Origin of the sequence: Maribacter aquimarinus (genome assembly GCF_047345505.1) — a bacterium.
In the GTDB taxonomy this organism is placed as follows: domain Bacteria; phylum Bacteroidota; class Bacteroidia; order Flavobacteriales; family Flavobacteriaceae; genus Maribacter.
Map to the genome: position 1 here is coordinate 132,165 of NZ_JBLFEO010000006.1, position 17,284 is coordinate 149,448.

The window sequence follows — 17,284 nt, forward strand, 5'->3', positions numbered from 1 at the left end:
CACCAACATCCCGGCCGACATTGCCGACGGCGATGACGACACCCAGCTCACCGACGCCCAGGTCGCCTCCGCAGTGAACAATGAGTTCCCAAATTTGGACACTGACGCCACGGACGATTTTGACGGGGCCTGGGGAAGCCTTACGGGCATTCCGGCCGACATTGCCGATGGCGATGACGACACCCAGCTCACCGATGCCCAGGTCGCCACGGCGGTGAACAATGAGTTCCCAAATTTGGACACCGACGCCACGGATGATTTTGACGGGGCCTGGGGAAGCCTTTCCGGAATTCCCACCAACCTCGACCTGGACGCCACCGATGATTTCGATGGCGATTGGAACAGCTTGTCCAACATCCCGACCGACATTGCCGATGGGGACGACGACACCCAGCTCACCGACGCCCAGGTCGCCACGGCCGTGAACAATGAGTTCCCAAATTTGGACACCGACGCCACGGATGATTTTGACGGGGCCTGGGGAAGCCTTACCGGTATTCCCGCTAATTTAGATTTGGACGCCACTGATGATTTCGACGGCGATTGGGGCAGCTTGACCAACATCCCGGCCGATATTGCCGATGGCGATGACGATACCACTTATACCGCGGGTACCGGTCTTACCTTGACCGGTACGGCCTTCTCTGTGGACAATTTGGCCGGGGAGGTCACGGGCCCCACCAATGCCACCGTCATCGCAGACGATGCCATAACGGCCGCAAAGATTGCTGATGGCGCCATCACGGGTGGCCCGGGAGGACCCATCGCCGATAATTCCATTACAGCTTCCGACCTAGCCACCGACTCAGTGGATCGGGGTGAGATCCGTGCGGATGCCGTGGGCAATTCCGAACTAAGGGCAGATGCAGTGGAAACGGAGAACATTTTGGATGGCAACGTTACCCCGGCAAAAATTGCACCCGGTGCCAACAACCAGGTATTGGTCACCAATGCTTCGGGCACTGTGGCCTGGGAAACCCCAACTACGGACACCACCACCAACCTGACCCAAGACACGGCTACCGGCCAAATTACCTACACCAATGAGGTCAGCTCCAACCAAACGGCGAACACCGTGGGCGCCGAGACCAATAACAGCATCAGTGTTGGTGCCAATGGCGGGGCGTTCTACGTAAGTCCGATCAAGGCCTTTGGCAAAGTTTCTGCTATTGGTAGCGTGGTAAAAGCAACTCCGGGCATTAGCGTTACCAAATTGGGAGGTAGCGGACACTACCGCGTTACCCTACCGGCAGGAACGGTTTCAGACGCCAATTACATTATACAATTGAGTCAGCCCGGACGCAACGGCGCGGGAAATGACGATCCCGGTATTTCCTACAGTAACCAGACCGCCACCAGTTTTGAAGTGATTGTGGGGGACAATGACAATGGAGGCACCGATCGTTCCCGTTTCGATTCAGAGTTCATGTTCACCATTTTAGATCTTTAGGCCTATGAGAACCCTATTGTTTTTACTTGTTTTGTTCAGCAGTGCCACTACCATCGTTGCCCAATTGCAAGGAGACCTATTGCTGGGGCTCACCAGGGCCACGGACCTTGAAATGGCCAATGTGGCCAACCCCGTTGAAGGCTCCCTATTGTACAATACGGACCAAGAGCAGGTCTTTGTTTACAACGGTACGGATTGGACCGTGTTGGCCGCCCCTGCCCGAGTTCATTTGGGATTGCTCACCATTACGGGCACGGGAAACCTAACGGTGGGCGGCCTGCCCTTTACCCCTTCTCAAGTTAGTTTTGTGGCGCACGCCAATATAGAGACCCTGAACCTAAACAGCGACAACGGAGTGGGGAACAACTTCAACGGAATTCCCAATGCCTTTGGCACCATGAACGGTTTTGCGCGGGCCAACGGCACGGGCATTGAGCAACAAGTGATCTATGTGGGGGGAAATGGCACCAGCATTAACGATATATCCCGCTACGCCTCCAGTTCCAGATGTATCGGCATCCGTTACAGCAACCAAAACGGCGATAACATTGGAACCACGGAGGCGAGCTTGAGCAGTTTCAACCCAGACGCATTCACCCTGAACATCAGCAACCATGATGACGATGTGGTGGTACTTTACAGAGCGTATGAATAAGGCGCAGCGGGAGACAGGTTGGCACGGTTCCCTTTGGCAAAACAGTGCATTGGATAACGGTAGCCACGGCCCCATCTTGCAAAAAGGAATGATCGTTTTTTTAAATGGCATTGGAAATTACACTTAAGGTGACCCCATGACAAGCATGCTAAAAAACCTTGTTTTTCTTTGTATCTCCGTGTTGGCCACGGCGCTGGCCACGGGTCAGGATGCGGTGCACAACCATGGCAACATGCAAGTGCACGGCGGTGGCGCCATAGGCTTTCATTTGGATGTCATAAACAATGGCCCGTTCAAAAACGACCAGGGGCTGGTGGGTTTTTATGGAGCCAATGACCCGCTCACCCTTTCGGGCACCAGCAATCCCGTTGTTCATGATCTGGAAGTGGCGGTGGACAACGGTTTCTTTGTGAACAATACCATCGGTGTGCTCAACAACGCGAATTTTATTGTGGGGGACATCATTACCCAACGCAGCGCACCGGACGTGAACATCAATTTCCTGAACAATTCCTTTTACAACGGCGAGGGCGATGCCACCAAAGTGGACGGTTACACCGCGATCTCCAATAAATTGGACTTTGTCTTTCCCGTTGGCGAAAACCAGATGTTGAGGCCCTTGGGCGTACGCTCCACGGCAGTGAACAACTACGCCAGGGCGGCCTATTTTTATGAAAATCCCAATGTGCCCAGTACCTTCTCGCCCGGTTTTGATACGGATATGACCAGCGGGGATTCCCTTCTGGTGAGCCAAAGGGAGTTTTGGCACCTGGACAGTGAGGTGCCCTCCCAGGTAACCTTGGGGTGGAATGCCCTGAGCAATACCGAATCCTTTGCCACCAGCATTGATGATATTGTAGTGGTGGGATGGAACGTTTTGGCCAGGACGTGGCAAAATTTGGGGAATGCGTCCGTTACCGGGGACATGACCGAGGGCAGTGTGACTTCCACGGTCTTTGTGCCGGACAATTTTGCCATTCTTACCCTTGGCGGTGCCCGGGGCGGCCTTGAGACCTTGGATAATTTGGAGTTTTACAATTATTACGTGACCCCCAATGGAGACGGTGTCAATGACACCCTGACCCTGGAAGGCCTGGAAAATTCGCCCAATAACCTATTGCAGATATACGATAGGTACGGCCTGCTCGTTTACCAAAAAGAAAACTATGACAACAGCTTTGGGGGCATCTCCAATGTGAACGGGGTGATCGCTAGGGAAAATGGACTGCCTTCCGGTATCTATTTTTACCTTGTTACCCTGCCCGACCTCGAGAAAAAGCACCAGGGCTATTTCTATTTGATTCCCCGTGAGAAGAACTGAGCAAAAGGGCAGTAGATGGCAAGAACAGTGAAAAACATTACTTTTACCCGATATGCGCACCTATGGACCAGGGCTTTGCGTTGATAAAGACGCTTATGTTCCCCTTGGCGCATCATCTTGTGGCCAAACCAAAAGCAGATAGGTTGGACACAGCGACCACAACGGTTGCACATGATTGGAACAAAATTTGATAACCATTAGATATGAAAAGACGATCATTCATAAAAAAGGGCGGTATGGCCACCATGGCCCTGACCACCGTTCCGGCAATGGCAGCGGCCCAAGAAACCGAATATTCCATAACGGAATTAATGGGAAAATCAGAACCTGAACTGTACGGCGAGGGCATCAACCTACAAAAAGGTGCCCATGATGCCTTTGTGTCCATGAAAAAAGCCGCCTACCAAGATGGCATCGACCTAAAAATAGTGTCCAGCTACAGGAGCTATCTAAGGCAGGTGGGCATTTTTGAGCGCAAATTCATAAGATATACCGAAGAGGACGGTATGGAACCCCTGCCGGCCATTGACAAGATCATTGAATACAGCACCATACCCGGCACCAGCCGGCACCATTGGGGCACGGACATAGACATCATTGATGGCTACCGCAAGACGGAGGGCGATGTGCTCGATGCCGATAAATTTGCCGATGGCGGCGCCTTTGCGGACCTAAAGGACTGGATGGACCAAAACGCTGCCACCTATGATTTTCACTTGGTCTATACGGACAGCCCCAAGCGAAAGGGCTTTAAATATGAACCTTGGCACTACAGCTATGCGCCCATTTCCAAGCCCATGCTCACGGCCTTCCGCAGGAAGAACATCGTGCAGATACTGCAGCAAGAGGATTTCATAGGGGCCGAGCACTTTACCATTGGTTTTCTAAAAAACTACATCCAAGACAATATCCTTGATATAAACGAAGTACTTTTGTAATGGTTTTGTATATTGCTGATATCTAACCGTTACAAAAAATGAGAAGAGGAAGTTGGAAAATCCGCATCTTCATTGGGTTGGCCATTGTGGCCTTTGCCTTTATCCAAAAATGCAGCAACAAGGAAGAAAATCCCTATACCGGTAGGGTACAGCACATTAACATGAGTGCGGACCAAGAGATTGCCATTGGTTTGCAGACCGCTCCTGAAATGGCGCAGCAACACGGAGGGTTGTATCCGGATGAGCAGCTGCAGGCCTTTGTGGATGACGTGGGCCATAAACTGGTAAACAACAGCATAGCCAAGGACACCCCTTATAAATACGACTTTCATCTGCTGGCAGACGATCGCTCGATCAACGCCTTTGCCCTTCCCGGCGGGCAGTGTTTCATTACCTATGCCTTGTTCTCCCAGCTCAACGAGGCGCAACTGGCCGGAGTGCTTGGGCATGAGATCGGCCACGTGATCGGGCGGCATTCCGCAGAGCGCATAGCGGAAAGCAACTTTTGGCAGACCCTGACCATGGGGGCCTCCGTGGGCGGCGATATGGGCGGTTTGGTTCAGGGAATAGGACAGAACACCCTGCTCACCAACGGCAGGGAAGATGAACTGGAGAGTGACGAACTGGGCGTGCTTTTAATGATCAATTCCGGGTACGACCCCAATGAACTGATCGAAGTGATGAAAATATTGAAGGCCGCGGCAGGGCCCAACCGGGTCCCAGAGTTCCAGAGCACCCATCCGGATCCTGAAAACCGGATTGAAAAAATAAGGGAGGCCATAGCAAAATACAGCACTCCCAACTGAAACGGTCCTGAAAACCCTGCGCCCGGCGCACTTTTTGGAATAACCCGTGGATCGCTGGGAAAGCCCCTTTTTCCCTTGCCGTTTGCCGATAAATTGTACAGATCAACGTTAAAATGGTTTGTTGCCCCCCTCAATTTACCTATCTTTAAATTTCCCAGATGTTGCCTTAGTGCTTGGCCCACCTTTTATGCTATCGTATGGTACGAGATAAGCTATAGGATGGGAACACTATTACACTTTAAGACACTTTATACCGAAGCATTCAAGAATTGCAAACCAGAGATTCTGGTGGTCATTCTCAAGATTTATTCGGTCTTTTGCGCTGGGATGCTCTTAATGGCGCTTTATGCCTTTTTTCACCGTGCTTTTACCGGTTTTGAATTCTACTGAGACCCGCTTGGAGCCCTAGGGCCCGCGCCACGATGCCTTGACCCAATCCTTCGAAACCACCGAAGGATTTTTTTGTTGGGAGGTTCTGCCAAAATATTCTTGGCCAAAACCCTTGATTCACAATTTGACAGAGGACTAGAATACGCAGGGGTTTATATGTGTAGCTTCATTATGTATGGCCACTTCCTTTACGGGTGTTTGCAATAGGACCTATTTTTGGTCTTTCTCCCCAATTCCTAGGGTACTCCCTCTGGCCAATACCATTTTCGTTTCCACAACATCAGTGGTAGAACCACAAAAAAAATAGCGATGTCGGGGCATCTTGTCGCCAAGGCCACAAAAAGGAAGGCCCCTAAGGCGCTATACTAAGGAGAAGGTCTTATTTTTGTGCTCTGAAAACGTGATGACGATGAACAAAAAAGTGATCTTGATGATACTGGACGGCTGGGGCAAGTCGCCAGATCCAAAGATATCTGCCATTGACCAAGCCCATACCCCTTTTGTGGACAGTCTTTACCAAAACTATGCCCACGCCGACCTCTTGACCGACGGGATGCACGTAGGGCTGCCCGAGGGTCAAATGGGAAACAGCGAGGTAGGGCACATGAACCTGGGTGCGGGAAGGATTGTGTACCAGGACCTGGCGAAGATCAACCTGGCAGTGGAACGGGACACCCTAAAGGACGAAACGGTACTGCAAGACGCCTTTGCCCACGCCAAGAAACATGCCAAGGCCGTGCATTTCCTGGGACTGGTGAGCAATGGAGGCGTTCACAGCCACATTGACCATATCAAGGGCCTGATCAAGGCGGGAGACGACCTTGGGGTCAAAGACATGTTCGTGCACGCCTTTACCGATGGCAGGGACGTGGACCCCAAAAGCGGAAAAGGCTTTATTAAAGACCTGGCGGCATACGGCAAGGACAGAAATGCGAGCATTGCCACGGTGATCGGCAGGTATTTTGCCATGGACCGGGACAAACGCTGGGAACGGGTAAAAAAAGCCTATGACGTCATGGTGAACGCCCAGGGCACAAAGAGCACCGATGTGGTTCGCAGCATACAGGAAAGCTACGATAAGGGCGTTACGGACGAGTTCATTGAACCCATTGTGGCCACGGATGCGGCCGGGAGGCCCCTTGCCACCATAAAGGATGGTGATGTGGTCATTTTCTTCAACTTCAGGACGGATCGGGGCCGTGAACTTACCCAAGTGCTGAGCCAGGAGGACATGCCCGAGCACGACATGGCCAAATTGGACCTGTACTATGTGACCCTGACCAATTATGACGACGCCTTCCAAGGGGTAAAAGTGGTGTACGACAAAGAGAACATCAAAGACACCTTGGGCGAGGTCCTGGCCCGCGCGGGAAAAAAACAGATCCGTATTGCGGAAACCGAAAAGTACCCGCACGTGACGTTTTTCTTCAATGGTGGCAGGGAAATCCCTTTTGATGGGGAAGAACGCATTCTTTGCCCTTCGCCCAAAGTGGCCACCTATGACCTAAAGCCCGAGATGAGCGCTTACGACATACGGGACGCCATCATTCCCGAGCTCAAAAAGGAAGCGGTGGACTTTGTCTGCCTTAATTTTGCCAATCCGGACATGGTGGGGCATACGGGCGTCATGGCAGCGGCCATAAAAGCTTGCGAAACGGTAGATCAGTGCGCCAAGGATGTCATTACGGCCGGCTTGGAACACGGGTACAGCACCCTGGTCATAGCCGATCACGGAAATTGCGACACCATGGTAAACCCCGATGGCAGTCCCAATACGGCACATACCACCAATCCGGTACCGCTCATTTTGGTGGACAAGGACCTAAAATCCATTAAAGATGGGGTGTTGGGCGATCTGGCGCCCACCATTTTAAAAATGATCGGCGTGCCCCAACCCGAGGCCATGACCCAAAAGCCGCTGGTGTAAACCATGGGCAAGAGCCATCCATTACCGGGGAAGGCCCGGAGGAGAAACAAAAGCGCCACAGGCCGGGGTTTGGCATGCGCAAGCTGACGTGCACGCCCCACCGGCGGCCAAAAATGGAGTTTTACCAATAAAAGACAGCAACAAATGATCAAAATAAAAACGGCCGAGGAGATAGCGCTGATGCGGGAGAGCGCATTGATCGTCTCCAAGACCTTGGGCATGCTGGCCTCCGAAGTAAAGCCCGGGGTAACCACCCTGCAATTGGATGCACTGGCAGAAACCTTTATCCGCGACCACGGCGGCGTGCCGGGCTTCCTGGGCCTATATGACTTCCCGAACACCCTCTGCATGAGCCCCAATGCCCAAGTGGTGCACGGCATACCCAATGACACCCCACTGGAGGACGGGGATATCATTTCCATAGACTGTGGGGTGCTAAAGAACGGGTTTTACGGGGACCATGCCTATACCTTTGCCGTGGGGAACGTGGCCCCCGAGGTCCAAAAATTGCTGGAGGTGACCAAAGCCTCGCTCTATGTGGGCATTGGGGAGTTTAAACTGGGCAACCGCGTGGGCGATGTGGGGCACGCCATACAGGAATACACCGAAAAACACGGATATGGTGTGGTGCGCGAGCTGGTGGGGCACGGCCTGGGCAGAACCATGCACGAAGATCCCGAAATGCCCAATTATGGCCGTCGCGGCCGGGGCAAGAAATTTGTGGAGGGAATGACCGTGGCCATTGAGCCCATGACCAACATGGGCACCAAAAGAATACGACAGCTCAAGGACGGCTGGACCATCCTCACCGCAGACGGGAAACCCAGCGCCCATTTTGAGCACAATGTGGCCCTAGTGGACGGAAAGCCGGAGCTGCTCTCCACCTTTCACTATATTTACGAAGTCTTGGGCATTGTCAGTGATGAAGAAGCCCCCTTTAGGAGCGTACCCTTGGTGCCTTGACCTTTTGGAGGTGGCCAAAATGGCCCATTTGGTTTTTTTTTGATGAAAAGATCGTTTAGGGGCGGCAAGGGGACATCCAAAATGAAATTCGCCAAAAGCGCACGGGCCATATTGGAATACCAGAACATGGCGCAGTTTGCGACAAACAGGTTGATGTTGCCCCCATACAAAAAAAATATACGGCCCATTAAGGTGACGATGCAATGAAAAAACTGTTCCGCTTTTTTTTAAACCGTGTCCCCAGGCCGGTACTGATCAAGCTCAGTTATGTGGCACGGCCCCTTTTTGCGCTTTATTACAGAGGCCACACCTTTACCGATCCCATAGACGGGAAGAATTTTAGGAGTCTCCTGCCCTATGGCTATCAGAACCCACGTGAGAACGTGCTCTCTCCCTCCACCCTATCCCTGGAACGGCACAGACTGCTCTGGCTCTACCTAAAGCACCGAACCCGTTTTTTCACGGCACCGTTAAAAGTGCTGCACTTTGCGCCCGAGCAGGCATTCTACCACCGGTTTAAAAAGTTGAAAAACTTGGATTATGTGACCACGGACCTGAATTCTCCCCTGGCGGAGGTAAAGGCAGATATCTGTGACCTCCCCTTCAAGGACGCCTCTTTTGACGTTATTCTCTGCAACCATGTGCTGGAGCACGTCCCGGATGACACCAAGGCCATGCAAGAGCTCTACAGGGTGTTGAAAAAGGGTGGTTGGGGCATTTTCCAAATTCCGCAGGACCTGGAACGTCCGGTGACCTTTGAAGATGACAGCATCACGGACAGAAGGGAACGCACCAAGATTTTTGGCCAGTACGACCATGTGCGGGTCTATGGGCTGGACTATTTTCAAAAACTGGAATCCGTGGGCTTTAGGGTGGAACCGGTGGACTATACCGCCCAGCTTTCGGCCTCGGAGATCGAGCGGTACCGCTTGGCCAAGGGCGAACTCATTCCCCTGGTGCGCAAATGATCAGGGCAGCACCAAATCCTTGAAGCCATCCGTAAAATATTGTTGGGTCTCCCCGTTGGCATCCAGATAAATGATATAGACCTCCAGATCGGATCTTTTGTCCACCAAGCGCTTTACCGCTTCCCGGTCCATGGCCATAAAGGCGGTGGCAAAGGCGTCTGCCGTGGCGCAATCATCGGCCAGGACCGTCACCGCCAGGGTGGTGGAATTTTTGGCCAACCCCGTTTTCGGGTCTATGGTGTGCACATATTTTTCGCCGGTTTCCCCATCTATCCTAAATTTTCGGTAATTCCCGGAAGAGGCCAGGGCGCGGTCTTCCAAACCTATGAGCAGTTTTAGCCCTCGGCCAGCGGTATCCTCGGGATCATCGATGCCCACGCTCCAGGGCTTTCCCTTTACGGCGTTATGGCCCTTGGCCACGATTTCCCCGCCCACTTCCACCAAGTAGTGCTCCAGGCCCTTTCCATTCAACATCACGGCAAGGCGATCAATGGCATACCCCTTGGCAATGGCGTTGAAATCCAGGTACATCCCCTCTTTTGAAAAGGAGAGGACACCATTTTCCCCTAGGTGCACTTTGTCCAGCCCAACATACTGCATCAGGCTGTCCACTGTGGCCGCATCCATGAGCACTTCCCCTTCCTCCGGGCCAAAGCCCCAGGCGTTGACCAAGGTGCCCACCGTGGGATCGAAAAATCCGTTGGTGGCCTTGTGGATGTCCTTGGAACGGGACAGCACCTCCTTGAACATGGCATCTACTGTGACCCCTGTTTCCCCCCTGTTGATCCTGGAGATGTCCGATTCCGGAAGGTAGGTGGAAAGCGATTGGTTCACCACCCGGAACACGGAATCGATCTCATCCTGAAAATCCAGTTCCCGATCGGCCTGGTACAATATGGAGTACGAGGTGCCCAGGGCAGGCCCTGTGTTCTGACTTTGAACCCATTCCTTGGGCTGTTGGCAGGCCACCGTCATTAAACCGAGCATACCCAGAAAAAACAGGGGAGCCCTCCCTTTACTTTTGCTTGAAGCGGCCCGATGTTCCCCCTGGCCAAGTGGTCCATTCATCCTATTCAATTTTGATGAGTCCGTCATAATCCACAATATATTCCTGGTTCAAGTACACCGGCAGGTTATAGTCCGAAGCATTGACCAGGCCCACCCCGGCATAGAAGGTTTCGGCCTCGAACTTTAGGGCGTGATCCCGCATCTTGTACAGATCGGCCTTAAAAAATTCCATATCGGTGGGGTCACCGGGATAAGAAATGGACTTTACCACGATAAAATGGAGCTTTTTTTCCCTAAGACAGACAAACTGGGGGTTCTTTTTGAGCTTGCTGTTCACGGCCAGGAACTCAAAACCTTCCTGTTCCAGGCGCTTGCCCACAATGTTCATGGCCAAATTATGTAACTCTTGTTCTGTAAGTGGCTGCATAGTGTTTACATTTTTGGTTTGCGGCGGACGGAACTAAGGGTATAAGGCCAGTCCGCAATAGGGGAAACTTGGCCAACAAAAAGACCGACATCAAGGATATCGGTCTTTTTATGGCACGGGACATGGGCCCGTGATAGTATCAGTGTTCCGTTTCCCTATCCGCCAAAGTCATCGAAGCGGATGTGCTCATCCGGGATACCGTAGTCCTCGCCCATCTTTTGCACCGCCTTGTTCATCAAGGGTGGGCCGCAGAAATATAGTTCAATGTCCTCAGGGGTTTCGTGGTGGTCCAGATAATTGTCTATGACACAATTGTGAATGAAGCCCACAAAACCATCGCCCTCTTCATCATTGATGTCCTTTTTCACTTTCCAATTGTCCTCTTCCAAGGGTTCTGAAAGCGCCATGTAAAACTTAAAGTTGGGGAAATCCTTTTCCAACTGTTTAAAATGGTCTATGTAGAAGAGCTCCCTTTTGGATCGCCCGCCGTACCAGTAGGTCACCTTCCTGTTGGTCTTCAAGGTCTTGAACAGGTGGTACAGGTGCGAGCGCATCGGTGCCATACCGGCCCCTCCGCCCACATACAACATTTCGGATTCGGACTCATTGATGAAAAATTCGCCATAAGGTCCGGAAATGACCACGTCATCACCCGGTTTCAGGGCAAAGATATAGCTGGAGGCCACGCCGGGGTTCACATCCATCCAACCGTTTTTGGAGCGGTCCCAGGGTGGGGTGGCAATACGCACGTTGAGCATGATCTCACGCCCTTCGGCAGGGTAGGAAGCCATGGAGTAGGCCCTTTCCACGGTCTCCGGGTTCTTCATCACCAAGGGCCAAAGATTAAACTTGTCCCATTCCTCTTGAAACTTGTCCGGCTTGTCATGCTCCTCGGGGTGGGCGGTGATATCGATGTCCGAATATTTCACCTCGCACTCCGGGATTTCAATTTGGATGTACCCTCCGGCCTTATAGCCCATATCCTCAGGGATCTCTACCACAAATTCCTTAATAAAAGAGGCCACATTGTAGTTCCGCACCACTTTGGCCGGCCATTTCTTAATGCCAAACACCTCTTCGGGAATGGTGATCTCCATGTCTTGCTTCACCTTTACCTGGCAAGCGAGACGTGCCCCTTGCTGCAGTTCCTTCCTGGAGAAATGGGGGGTCTCGGTGGGCAGCGCCTCGCCACCTCCGGAAAGGACATGGCACTCGCACTGGATGCAAGTTCCGCCACCGCCACAGGCGGAAGGCAAAAAGACCTTTTGCGATCCCAAGGTGGTCAACAAGGTGGATCCCGAGGGCACCTCTATTTGCTTCTCCCCGTTTATGGTCAAGGTAACAGGACCCGAGGGGGACAGTTTTTGTTTGGTAAAGAGCAGCAGGGTCACCAAAAGGCTCAATATGACCAAAAATGCGACCACTGTAATTAGAATGGTACCACCGGTAGTTGTAGCTAATATCATCTTACTCGTTTATTACGTCGTTATACGAAACGGCCTTGGCATCTTCCACCTCTTCCTTCTCGATCAAATCCTTTTCTTCCACGTTCTCTATCTCTGCCGTTGTGGGCTCCGTTCCCTCGGGCGGCTCGTTGTCCCCGGTGAGCATGCCACCAAAGCTTTGGAAACCAATGCCCATAAGGCCCGTAATGATAAAGGTGATGCCCAAGCCACGAAGCGGGGGCGGTACATTGCTGTAACGGATCTTTTCCCGTATGGCGGCAATGGCCAAAATGGCCAAGAACCAGCCAATCCCGGAGCTTATGCCATAGTTGAGGGCCAAACCAAATGTCCCTATTTCCCTGGCCTGCATAAAGAGCGATCCACCCAAAATGGCGCAGTTTACCGCGATCAGCGGCAAAAAGATACCCAAGGAGTTGTACAGCGAGGGCGAAAACTTCTCCACCACGATCTCCACCAATTGTACCATGGTGGCAATGGTGGCAATGAACATGATAAAGGAGAGGAAACTCAGGTTATAGTCCGCGTATTCCGGTCCCAACCAGACCAGGGCCCCTTCTTGCAGGATATATTGGTCCAGCAGCCAATTCAAGGGCACGGTCACGGCCAGTACAAAGATAACGGCGGCACCAAGGCCCACGGCCGTGGCCACTTTTTTGGAGACCGCGAGGTAGGAACACATCCCCAGGAACACGGCAAACACCATATTGTCAATGAAGATCGACTTAAAAAATAATTCCAAATGCTCTAACATAATTTCTTTTATTTACGCTTCTTCAATCAATGCAGGGTTGCGCGAACGCTGTACCCAAATAATGATGCCCACCACGATCAAGGCCGCCGGTGGTATGATCATAAACCCGTTGTTCTCATACCCAATGGCGTAGAGTCCGGTTTTGGCAATGGGATCTCCCAGGACAGGAATGCCAAACAAGGTGCCCGAGCCCAACAATTCCCTAAAGAAACCGATAATGATGAGGATGACCCCATATCCCAAGGCATTTCCAATGCCATCCAAAAAGGACCTCCAAATGCCGTTGCCCAGGGCAAAGGCCTCAAAACGTCCCATAATGATACAGTTGGTAATGATGAGCCCCACGAAGACCGAAAGCGTCTTGCTCAGTTCATAGGCAAAGGCTTTTAGCACCTGATCCACAACGATCACAAGGGTGGCCACCACGATCAACTGGGCTATGATGCGTATTTTGGAGGGGATAACGTTACGCATCAAGGAGATGACCACGTTGCCCACGCCCATTACAAAGATGACCGATATGGCCATCACCAGGGAGGCCTTGAGCTCTGCCGTAATGGCCAGTGCGGAACAGATGCCCAATACCTGTATGGTAATGGGGTTATTGTCCGCCAGGGGGTCCATGATGAGATTTGCATCTTTTTTTGAAAGTATTGCCATTTTAATTAGTTCTGATGGTTTCTAAATAAGGTTTGTAGGCCCTAAGGGTCTCCTTGATCATATTGGACACCCCGTTACCGGTAATGGTGGCCCCTGCAATGGCATCCACCGCATTGTCTTCCTTGTCCTCGTTCAGGGGATCGTTGTTGGTCTTGGAAACTTCAACCCCGCGATAGCTGTTGCCGTCCAAAAGGGACTCTCCGATAAAATCGTCCATAAAGAAGCGCATTTTAATGTTGGCCCCAAGACCTGCGGTCTCTTGCTTGTGATCAAAATACACCCCTTGGATGATCATGTTCTTGTCCACGGAGACAAAGCCCCAAATGGCATCCCACAGTCCCTTACCGTACATGGGCAGCACATAGACTTCCTCGCCCTCCTTTTCTCCCACAAAAATGGGCAGGCGGGCCTCTTCGCCCTTCTTCAGCGCGGCCAATTGCTTTCTCACATCAATGAGAAAGGCTTGGTCATCTTCCTCCACGTTGGCAGGGGCAGCGGTATTTTTTTCTGCACCCACCAGAACATATTGTTTTTTAATGCGTTCGGTGAACTTCTCCTCCACCACGTCGGTGGGAATGAAATTTACACCACTGTCCGGGGTGTTCTCATTGACCCCCATGGCATAGAGAATGTTCTGTTGCTTCTCGAAACGCTCGTTTTCCTTGATGCGCTCGCTTAGGCTGGAGGCCAGAAAGGCCAACAGCGATCCCACCACCACCACCATCGCTATGGAAAATAGCATGGTGTATCCGTTTTTATCCGTATCTATAGCCATTGTTAAACCGTTTCTGCTTTAAGTTGTTGGGCCGCTTCGCTGTCCTTGGGCAGGATAACGGCATTCTTTAATCTTTTCATCCTGCGCTTCACGTTGCCCTGGATCACATAGTGGTCTATGGTGGGGGCAAAGACATTCATCAATAGTATGGCCAAGAAAACACCCTCTGGATACCCAGGGTTGAAGACCCTGATCATGACCGAAAGCAGGCCAATGAAGAAGCCGTAGATCCATTTGCCCCTATTGGTCTGGGACCCGGTTACCGGATCGGTTGCCATATAGACAATGCCAAAGGCCAGCCCGCCCACAATGAGGTGCTTCCAAAAATCGAACTGCATCAAACCGTAGAACTTGCTGTACTCGGCGATCCACCCCGCTTCCACGATACCGTTAAAGATTAGGCCCATTACCAAAGAGCCGATAACGGCGCTCAGCATGATCCTCCAACTGGCAATTTTGGTGAAAATCAAGAACAGGCCGCCCAAAAGGATCAGGAACGTGGAGGTCTCCCCGACAGAACCGGGAATAAAACCAAAGAACATGTCCGAAAGGCTGTATTTGGCCTGGTAAGCGGCCTCGTTGCCCTGGGCCAAATAGCCCAAGATGGTCTCTCCGGAAATGGCATCGGCAGAACCGGCTTGGGTAACCCCATCCTTGGCCCCGTGCACCCAGACCTTGTCCCCGCTCATCCAAGTGGGATAGGCAAAGAACAAGAAAGCGCGAATGGTAAGGGCGGGGTTCAAGATGTTCATCCCCGTGCCACCAAACACCTCTTTTCCAATGACCACACCAAAAACAACGGCAACGGCCAACATCCACAACGGTGTGTCAATGGGCATGATCAGCGGCACCAACATACCGGTGACGAGGTAGCCCTCTTCCACCTCGTGGCCCTTGATCACGGCAAAAATGAACTCGACAATGAGTCCCACCCCGTAGGAAACGATCACCAAGGGCAACACCTTTGTGATACCGATCCAGAGATTGTCCCAGGTAAGGAAGTGCTCCAAAAGGGAGAAATTCTCGGGAAATCCGTTGATGGCGGAATAATGCTGGTATCCTGCATTGAACATGGAAAAGATCAATACGGGCACCAGTGCCAATATGACCGTGTTCATGGTTCGCTTAAGATCATCTGCACCCTTTATGTGCGTACCGCCATGGGTGGTCTCGTCCGGGGTAAAGAGAAACGTATGGAAGGCATTGAAGGCCGGGGCCATCTTGGTGCCCTTGTACTTTAACTTAATCTCGTGCAACGTGCTTTTTATGCTCATCTTCTATCCTATTTCTTGTTTTAACAAATCCAATCCTTCACGTATGATCTTTTGGTGCGGTTGTTTGGAAACACAAATAAATTCGGTCAGTGAAAAGTCTTCCGGAGCCACCTCATAGAGCCCCAAGTGCTCCATTTCGTCCAAATCCTTGACCATGCAGGCCTTTAGGAGCTGCATGGGATAAATGTCCAAAGGAAAGACCTTTTCATATTGCCCGGTAAGGACAAAGGCCCGGTGCTCCCCGTTGGTATTGGTGTCCAGGTCGTATTTTTTGTTGGGCTGCAGCCAAGAGAAGGTCAAGGCCCTGGAAACGGACACCTTGTCAAAAACCGGCTTGTTCCACCCGAAGAACTCATAATCATCGCCCTCCGGTATCACGGAGACCGTAGTGTTGTAATGCCCCAAATGACCATCGGGGGCGCTTTGCAAGCCCGTTAGGACGTCGCCGTTGATCACCCTGAAATTATCCCCCTCCACTCCACTGGCATACAAAAAGGTGGAGATTTCGGCGCCGATCTTGGCAGTGTAGTATTGTGGTTTTTTCACGGAAGAACCCACAAGGGCCACGGTGCGCTCGGGATTGTACTTTCCGGTGAGCACGTACTCCCCGAGAACCACCAGATCCTGCGGCGAGATGGTCCATACCACCTCCCCTTTGTTCACCGGGTCTATTCGGTTGATCTGCGTGCCCACCAGACCGGCAGGGTGCGGACCCGATACTTTGTGCAGCTCCATATTTTTGAGGCCCGCCAGGGGAGACGTGGCATCCTTGCCCACGGAGACATGGACCTTTCCCGGGGTCATCTTGGAAAGGGCGGTAATTGCCGCCTGTAGCTCCGCTTCCTTGCCGCTCAAGGTGTAATTAAGGTCTGCCGCCAATGGGGCGGTAACATAGCCGGAGACAAAAATGGCCTTTGGCGTGGCATCCGGATGGGCCACAACGTCGTACGGACGTTGTTTGATGAAGGGCCAACAGCCCCCTTTGAGGAGATAGGCCTTTACGTCTGCCTTGGTGGCCTTTTCCAGATCCAAGGGCTTGTGGGCCAAGGTCTCCTGCTGCTTGTCCGCCAAGATTTTCAAGGAGAGTATCCTTCGTCTTGCGCCACGGTTGATCTCTATCAGTTCCCCGCTCACGGGCGAGACGAACATCATTTCCTCAATGTCCTTGCTGAAGAACACCGGTTCGCCGGCCTTTACCTCGGCCCCTTGCTTTAAAATCATTTTTGGGGTAACACCGTGAAAATCGGCCATGTCAATGGCGTAAACGTTACTGTCCACCGCTTTGGTGGTCTCCTTTTCCGCGGCACCTACAAGGTTGATGTTCAGTCCCTTTTTAATTCTAATGTCCTTTGACATATGCTGGTTGACCTTAGTTACTAAATTTTGGGGGCGAAAATACTACTAAAACAAAAAAATTCATAATTATTAACCAGATTTTAGTCTTTACATCGAACTAAATTTGCTTGGCATCCTTTTTGTTTACCTTTACCCAAAAAATTGTTGCA

The 17,284-nt window shown here is 51.8% G+C and carries 16 protein-coding genes and 1 pseudogene; 9 read left to right on the forward strand and 8 right to left on the reverse strand.

Features of this window, described 5'->3' with window-relative positions; translation table 11 throughout:
- From ACKWCC_RS06350 to ACKWCC_RS06390, 9 genes and pseudogenes are all read left to right on the forward strand, one after another.
- A pseudogene (locus ACKWCC_RS06350) lies at positions 1–1,450 on the forward strand (hypothetical protein); the annotation flags it as partial.
- Positions 1,451–1,454: 4 nt separating this feature from the next.
- The gene (locus tag ACKWCC_RS06355) at positions 1,455–2,105 is read left to right on the forward strand and encodes a hypothetical protein (RefSeq protein WP_413995072.1); all 651 of its coding nucleotides are present in this window, start codon (positions 1,455–1,457) and stop codon (positions 2,103–2,105) included.
- A gap of 136 nt (positions 2,106–2,241) precedes the next feature.
- On the forward strand, positions 2,242–3,426 hold the full coding sequence (locus ACKWCC_RS06360) for a gliding motility-associated C-terminal domain-containing protein (protein WP_413995073.1): 1,185 nt from the start codon (positions 2,242–2,244) through the stop codon (positions 3,424–3,426).
- 203 nt (positions 3,427–3,629) lie between these two features.
- Positions 3,630–4,364: a M15 family metallopeptidase gene (locus tag ACKWCC_RS06365; RefSeq protein WP_413995074.1), complete on the forward strand. Its 735-nt coding sequence runs from the start codon at positions 3,630–3,632 to the stop codon at positions 4,362–4,364.
- A gap of 38 nt (positions 4,365–4,402) precedes the next feature.
- Positions 4,403–5,170, forward strand: coding sequence for a M48 family metalloprotease (locus ACKWCC_RS06370; RefSeq protein WP_413995075.1), 768 nt, complete (start codon positions 4,403–4,405; stop codon positions 5,168–5,170).
- Between the two features lie 219 nt (positions 5,171–5,389).
- Positions 5,390–5,560, forward strand: a complete 171-nt coding sequence (locus tag ACKWCC_RS06375) for a DUF6747 family protein (protein ID WP_413995076.1) — start codon at positions 5,390–5,392, stop codon at positions 5,558–5,560.
- A 409-nt stretch (positions 5,561–5,969) separates the two neighbouring features.
- Positions 5,970–7,487, forward strand: coding sequence for a 2,3-bisphosphoglycerate-independent phosphoglycerate mutase (gpmI, locus tag ACKWCC_RS06380; RefSeq protein WP_413995077.1), 1,518 nt, complete (start codon positions 5,970–5,972; stop codon positions 7,485–7,487).
- A gap of 144 nt (positions 7,488–7,631) precedes the next feature.
- On the forward strand, positions 7,632–8,450 hold the full coding sequence (gene map / locus ACKWCC_RS06385) for a type I methionyl aminopeptidase (RefSeq protein WP_413995078.1): 819 nt from the start codon (positions 7,632–7,634) through the stop codon (positions 8,448–8,450).
- Between the two features lie 203 nt (positions 8,451–8,653).
- Positions 8,654–9,418, forward strand: a complete 765-nt coding sequence (locus ACKWCC_RS06390; RefSeq protein WP_413995079.1) for a class I SAM-dependent methyltransferase — start codon at positions 8,654–8,656, stop codon at positions 9,416–9,418.
- Here ACKWCC_RS06390 and ACKWCC_RS06395 read toward each other — a convergent pair whose 3' ends face one another.
- The 8 genes from ACKWCC_RS06395 to ACKWCC_RS06430 form a co-directional block, all read right to left on the reverse strand.
- A complete protein-coding gene (locus tag ACKWCC_RS06395) occupies positions 9,419–10,405 on the reverse strand; it encodes an FAD:protein FMN transferase (RefSeq protein ID WP_413995080.1) in 987 nt (328 codons plus the stop codon).
- An 82-nt stretch (positions 10,406–10,487) separates the two neighbouring features.
- Positions 10,488–10,853 (reverse strand): Na(+)-translocating NADH-quinone reductase subunit F, encoded by a 366-nt coding sequence (locus ACKWCC_RS06400; RefSeq protein ID WP_413995081.1) that lies wholly within the window; start codon positions 10,851–10,853, stop codon positions 10,488–10,490.
- 155 nt (positions 10,854–11,008) lie between these two features.
- On the reverse strand, positions 11,009–12,319 hold the full coding sequence (gene nqrF / locus ACKWCC_RS06405) for an NADH:ubiquinone reductase (Na(+)-transporting) subunit F (protein WP_413995082.1): 1,311 nt from the start codon (positions 12,317–12,319) through the stop codon (positions 11,009–11,011).
- Between the two features lies 1 nt (position 12,320).
- A complete protein-coding gene (gene nqrE, locus ACKWCC_RS06410; RefSeq protein ID WP_413995083.1) occupies positions 12,321–13,070 on the reverse strand; it encodes an NADH:ubiquinone reductase (Na(+)-transporting) subunit E in 750 nt (249 codons plus the stop codon).
- Positions 13,071–13,082: 12 nt separating this feature from the next.
- Complete coding sequence (locus tag ACKWCC_RS06415; protein WP_413995084.1) at positions 13,083–13,730, reverse strand: NADH:ubiquinone reductase (Na(+)-transporting) subunit D; 648 nt, start codon at positions 13,728–13,730, stop codon at positions 13,083–13,085.
- 1 nt (position 13,731) lies between these two features.
- A complete protein-coding gene (locus ACKWCC_RS06420) occupies positions 13,732–14,505 on the reverse strand; it encodes a Na(+)-translocating NADH-quinone reductase subunit C (RefSeq protein ID WP_413995085.1) in 774 nt (257 codons plus the stop codon).
- Positions 14,506–14,507: 2 nt separating this feature from the next.
- Positions 14,508–15,779 carry an NADH:ubiquinone reductase (Na(+)-transporting) subunit B gene (locus ACKWCC_RS06425; RefSeq protein WP_413995086.1) on the reverse strand — a complete coding sequence of 424 codons (1,272 nt, stop codon included), beginning with the start codon at positions 15,777–15,779 and terminating at the stop codon, positions 14,508–14,510.
- Between the two features lie 3 nt (positions 15,780–15,782).
- On the reverse strand, positions 15,783–17,135 hold the full coding sequence (locus ACKWCC_RS06430; RefSeq protein WP_413995087.1) for a Na(+)-translocating NADH-quinone reductase subunit A: 1,353 nt from the start codon (positions 17,133–17,135) through the stop codon (positions 15,783–15,785).
- Between the last annotated feature and the right edge of the window lie 149 nt (positions 17,136–17,284).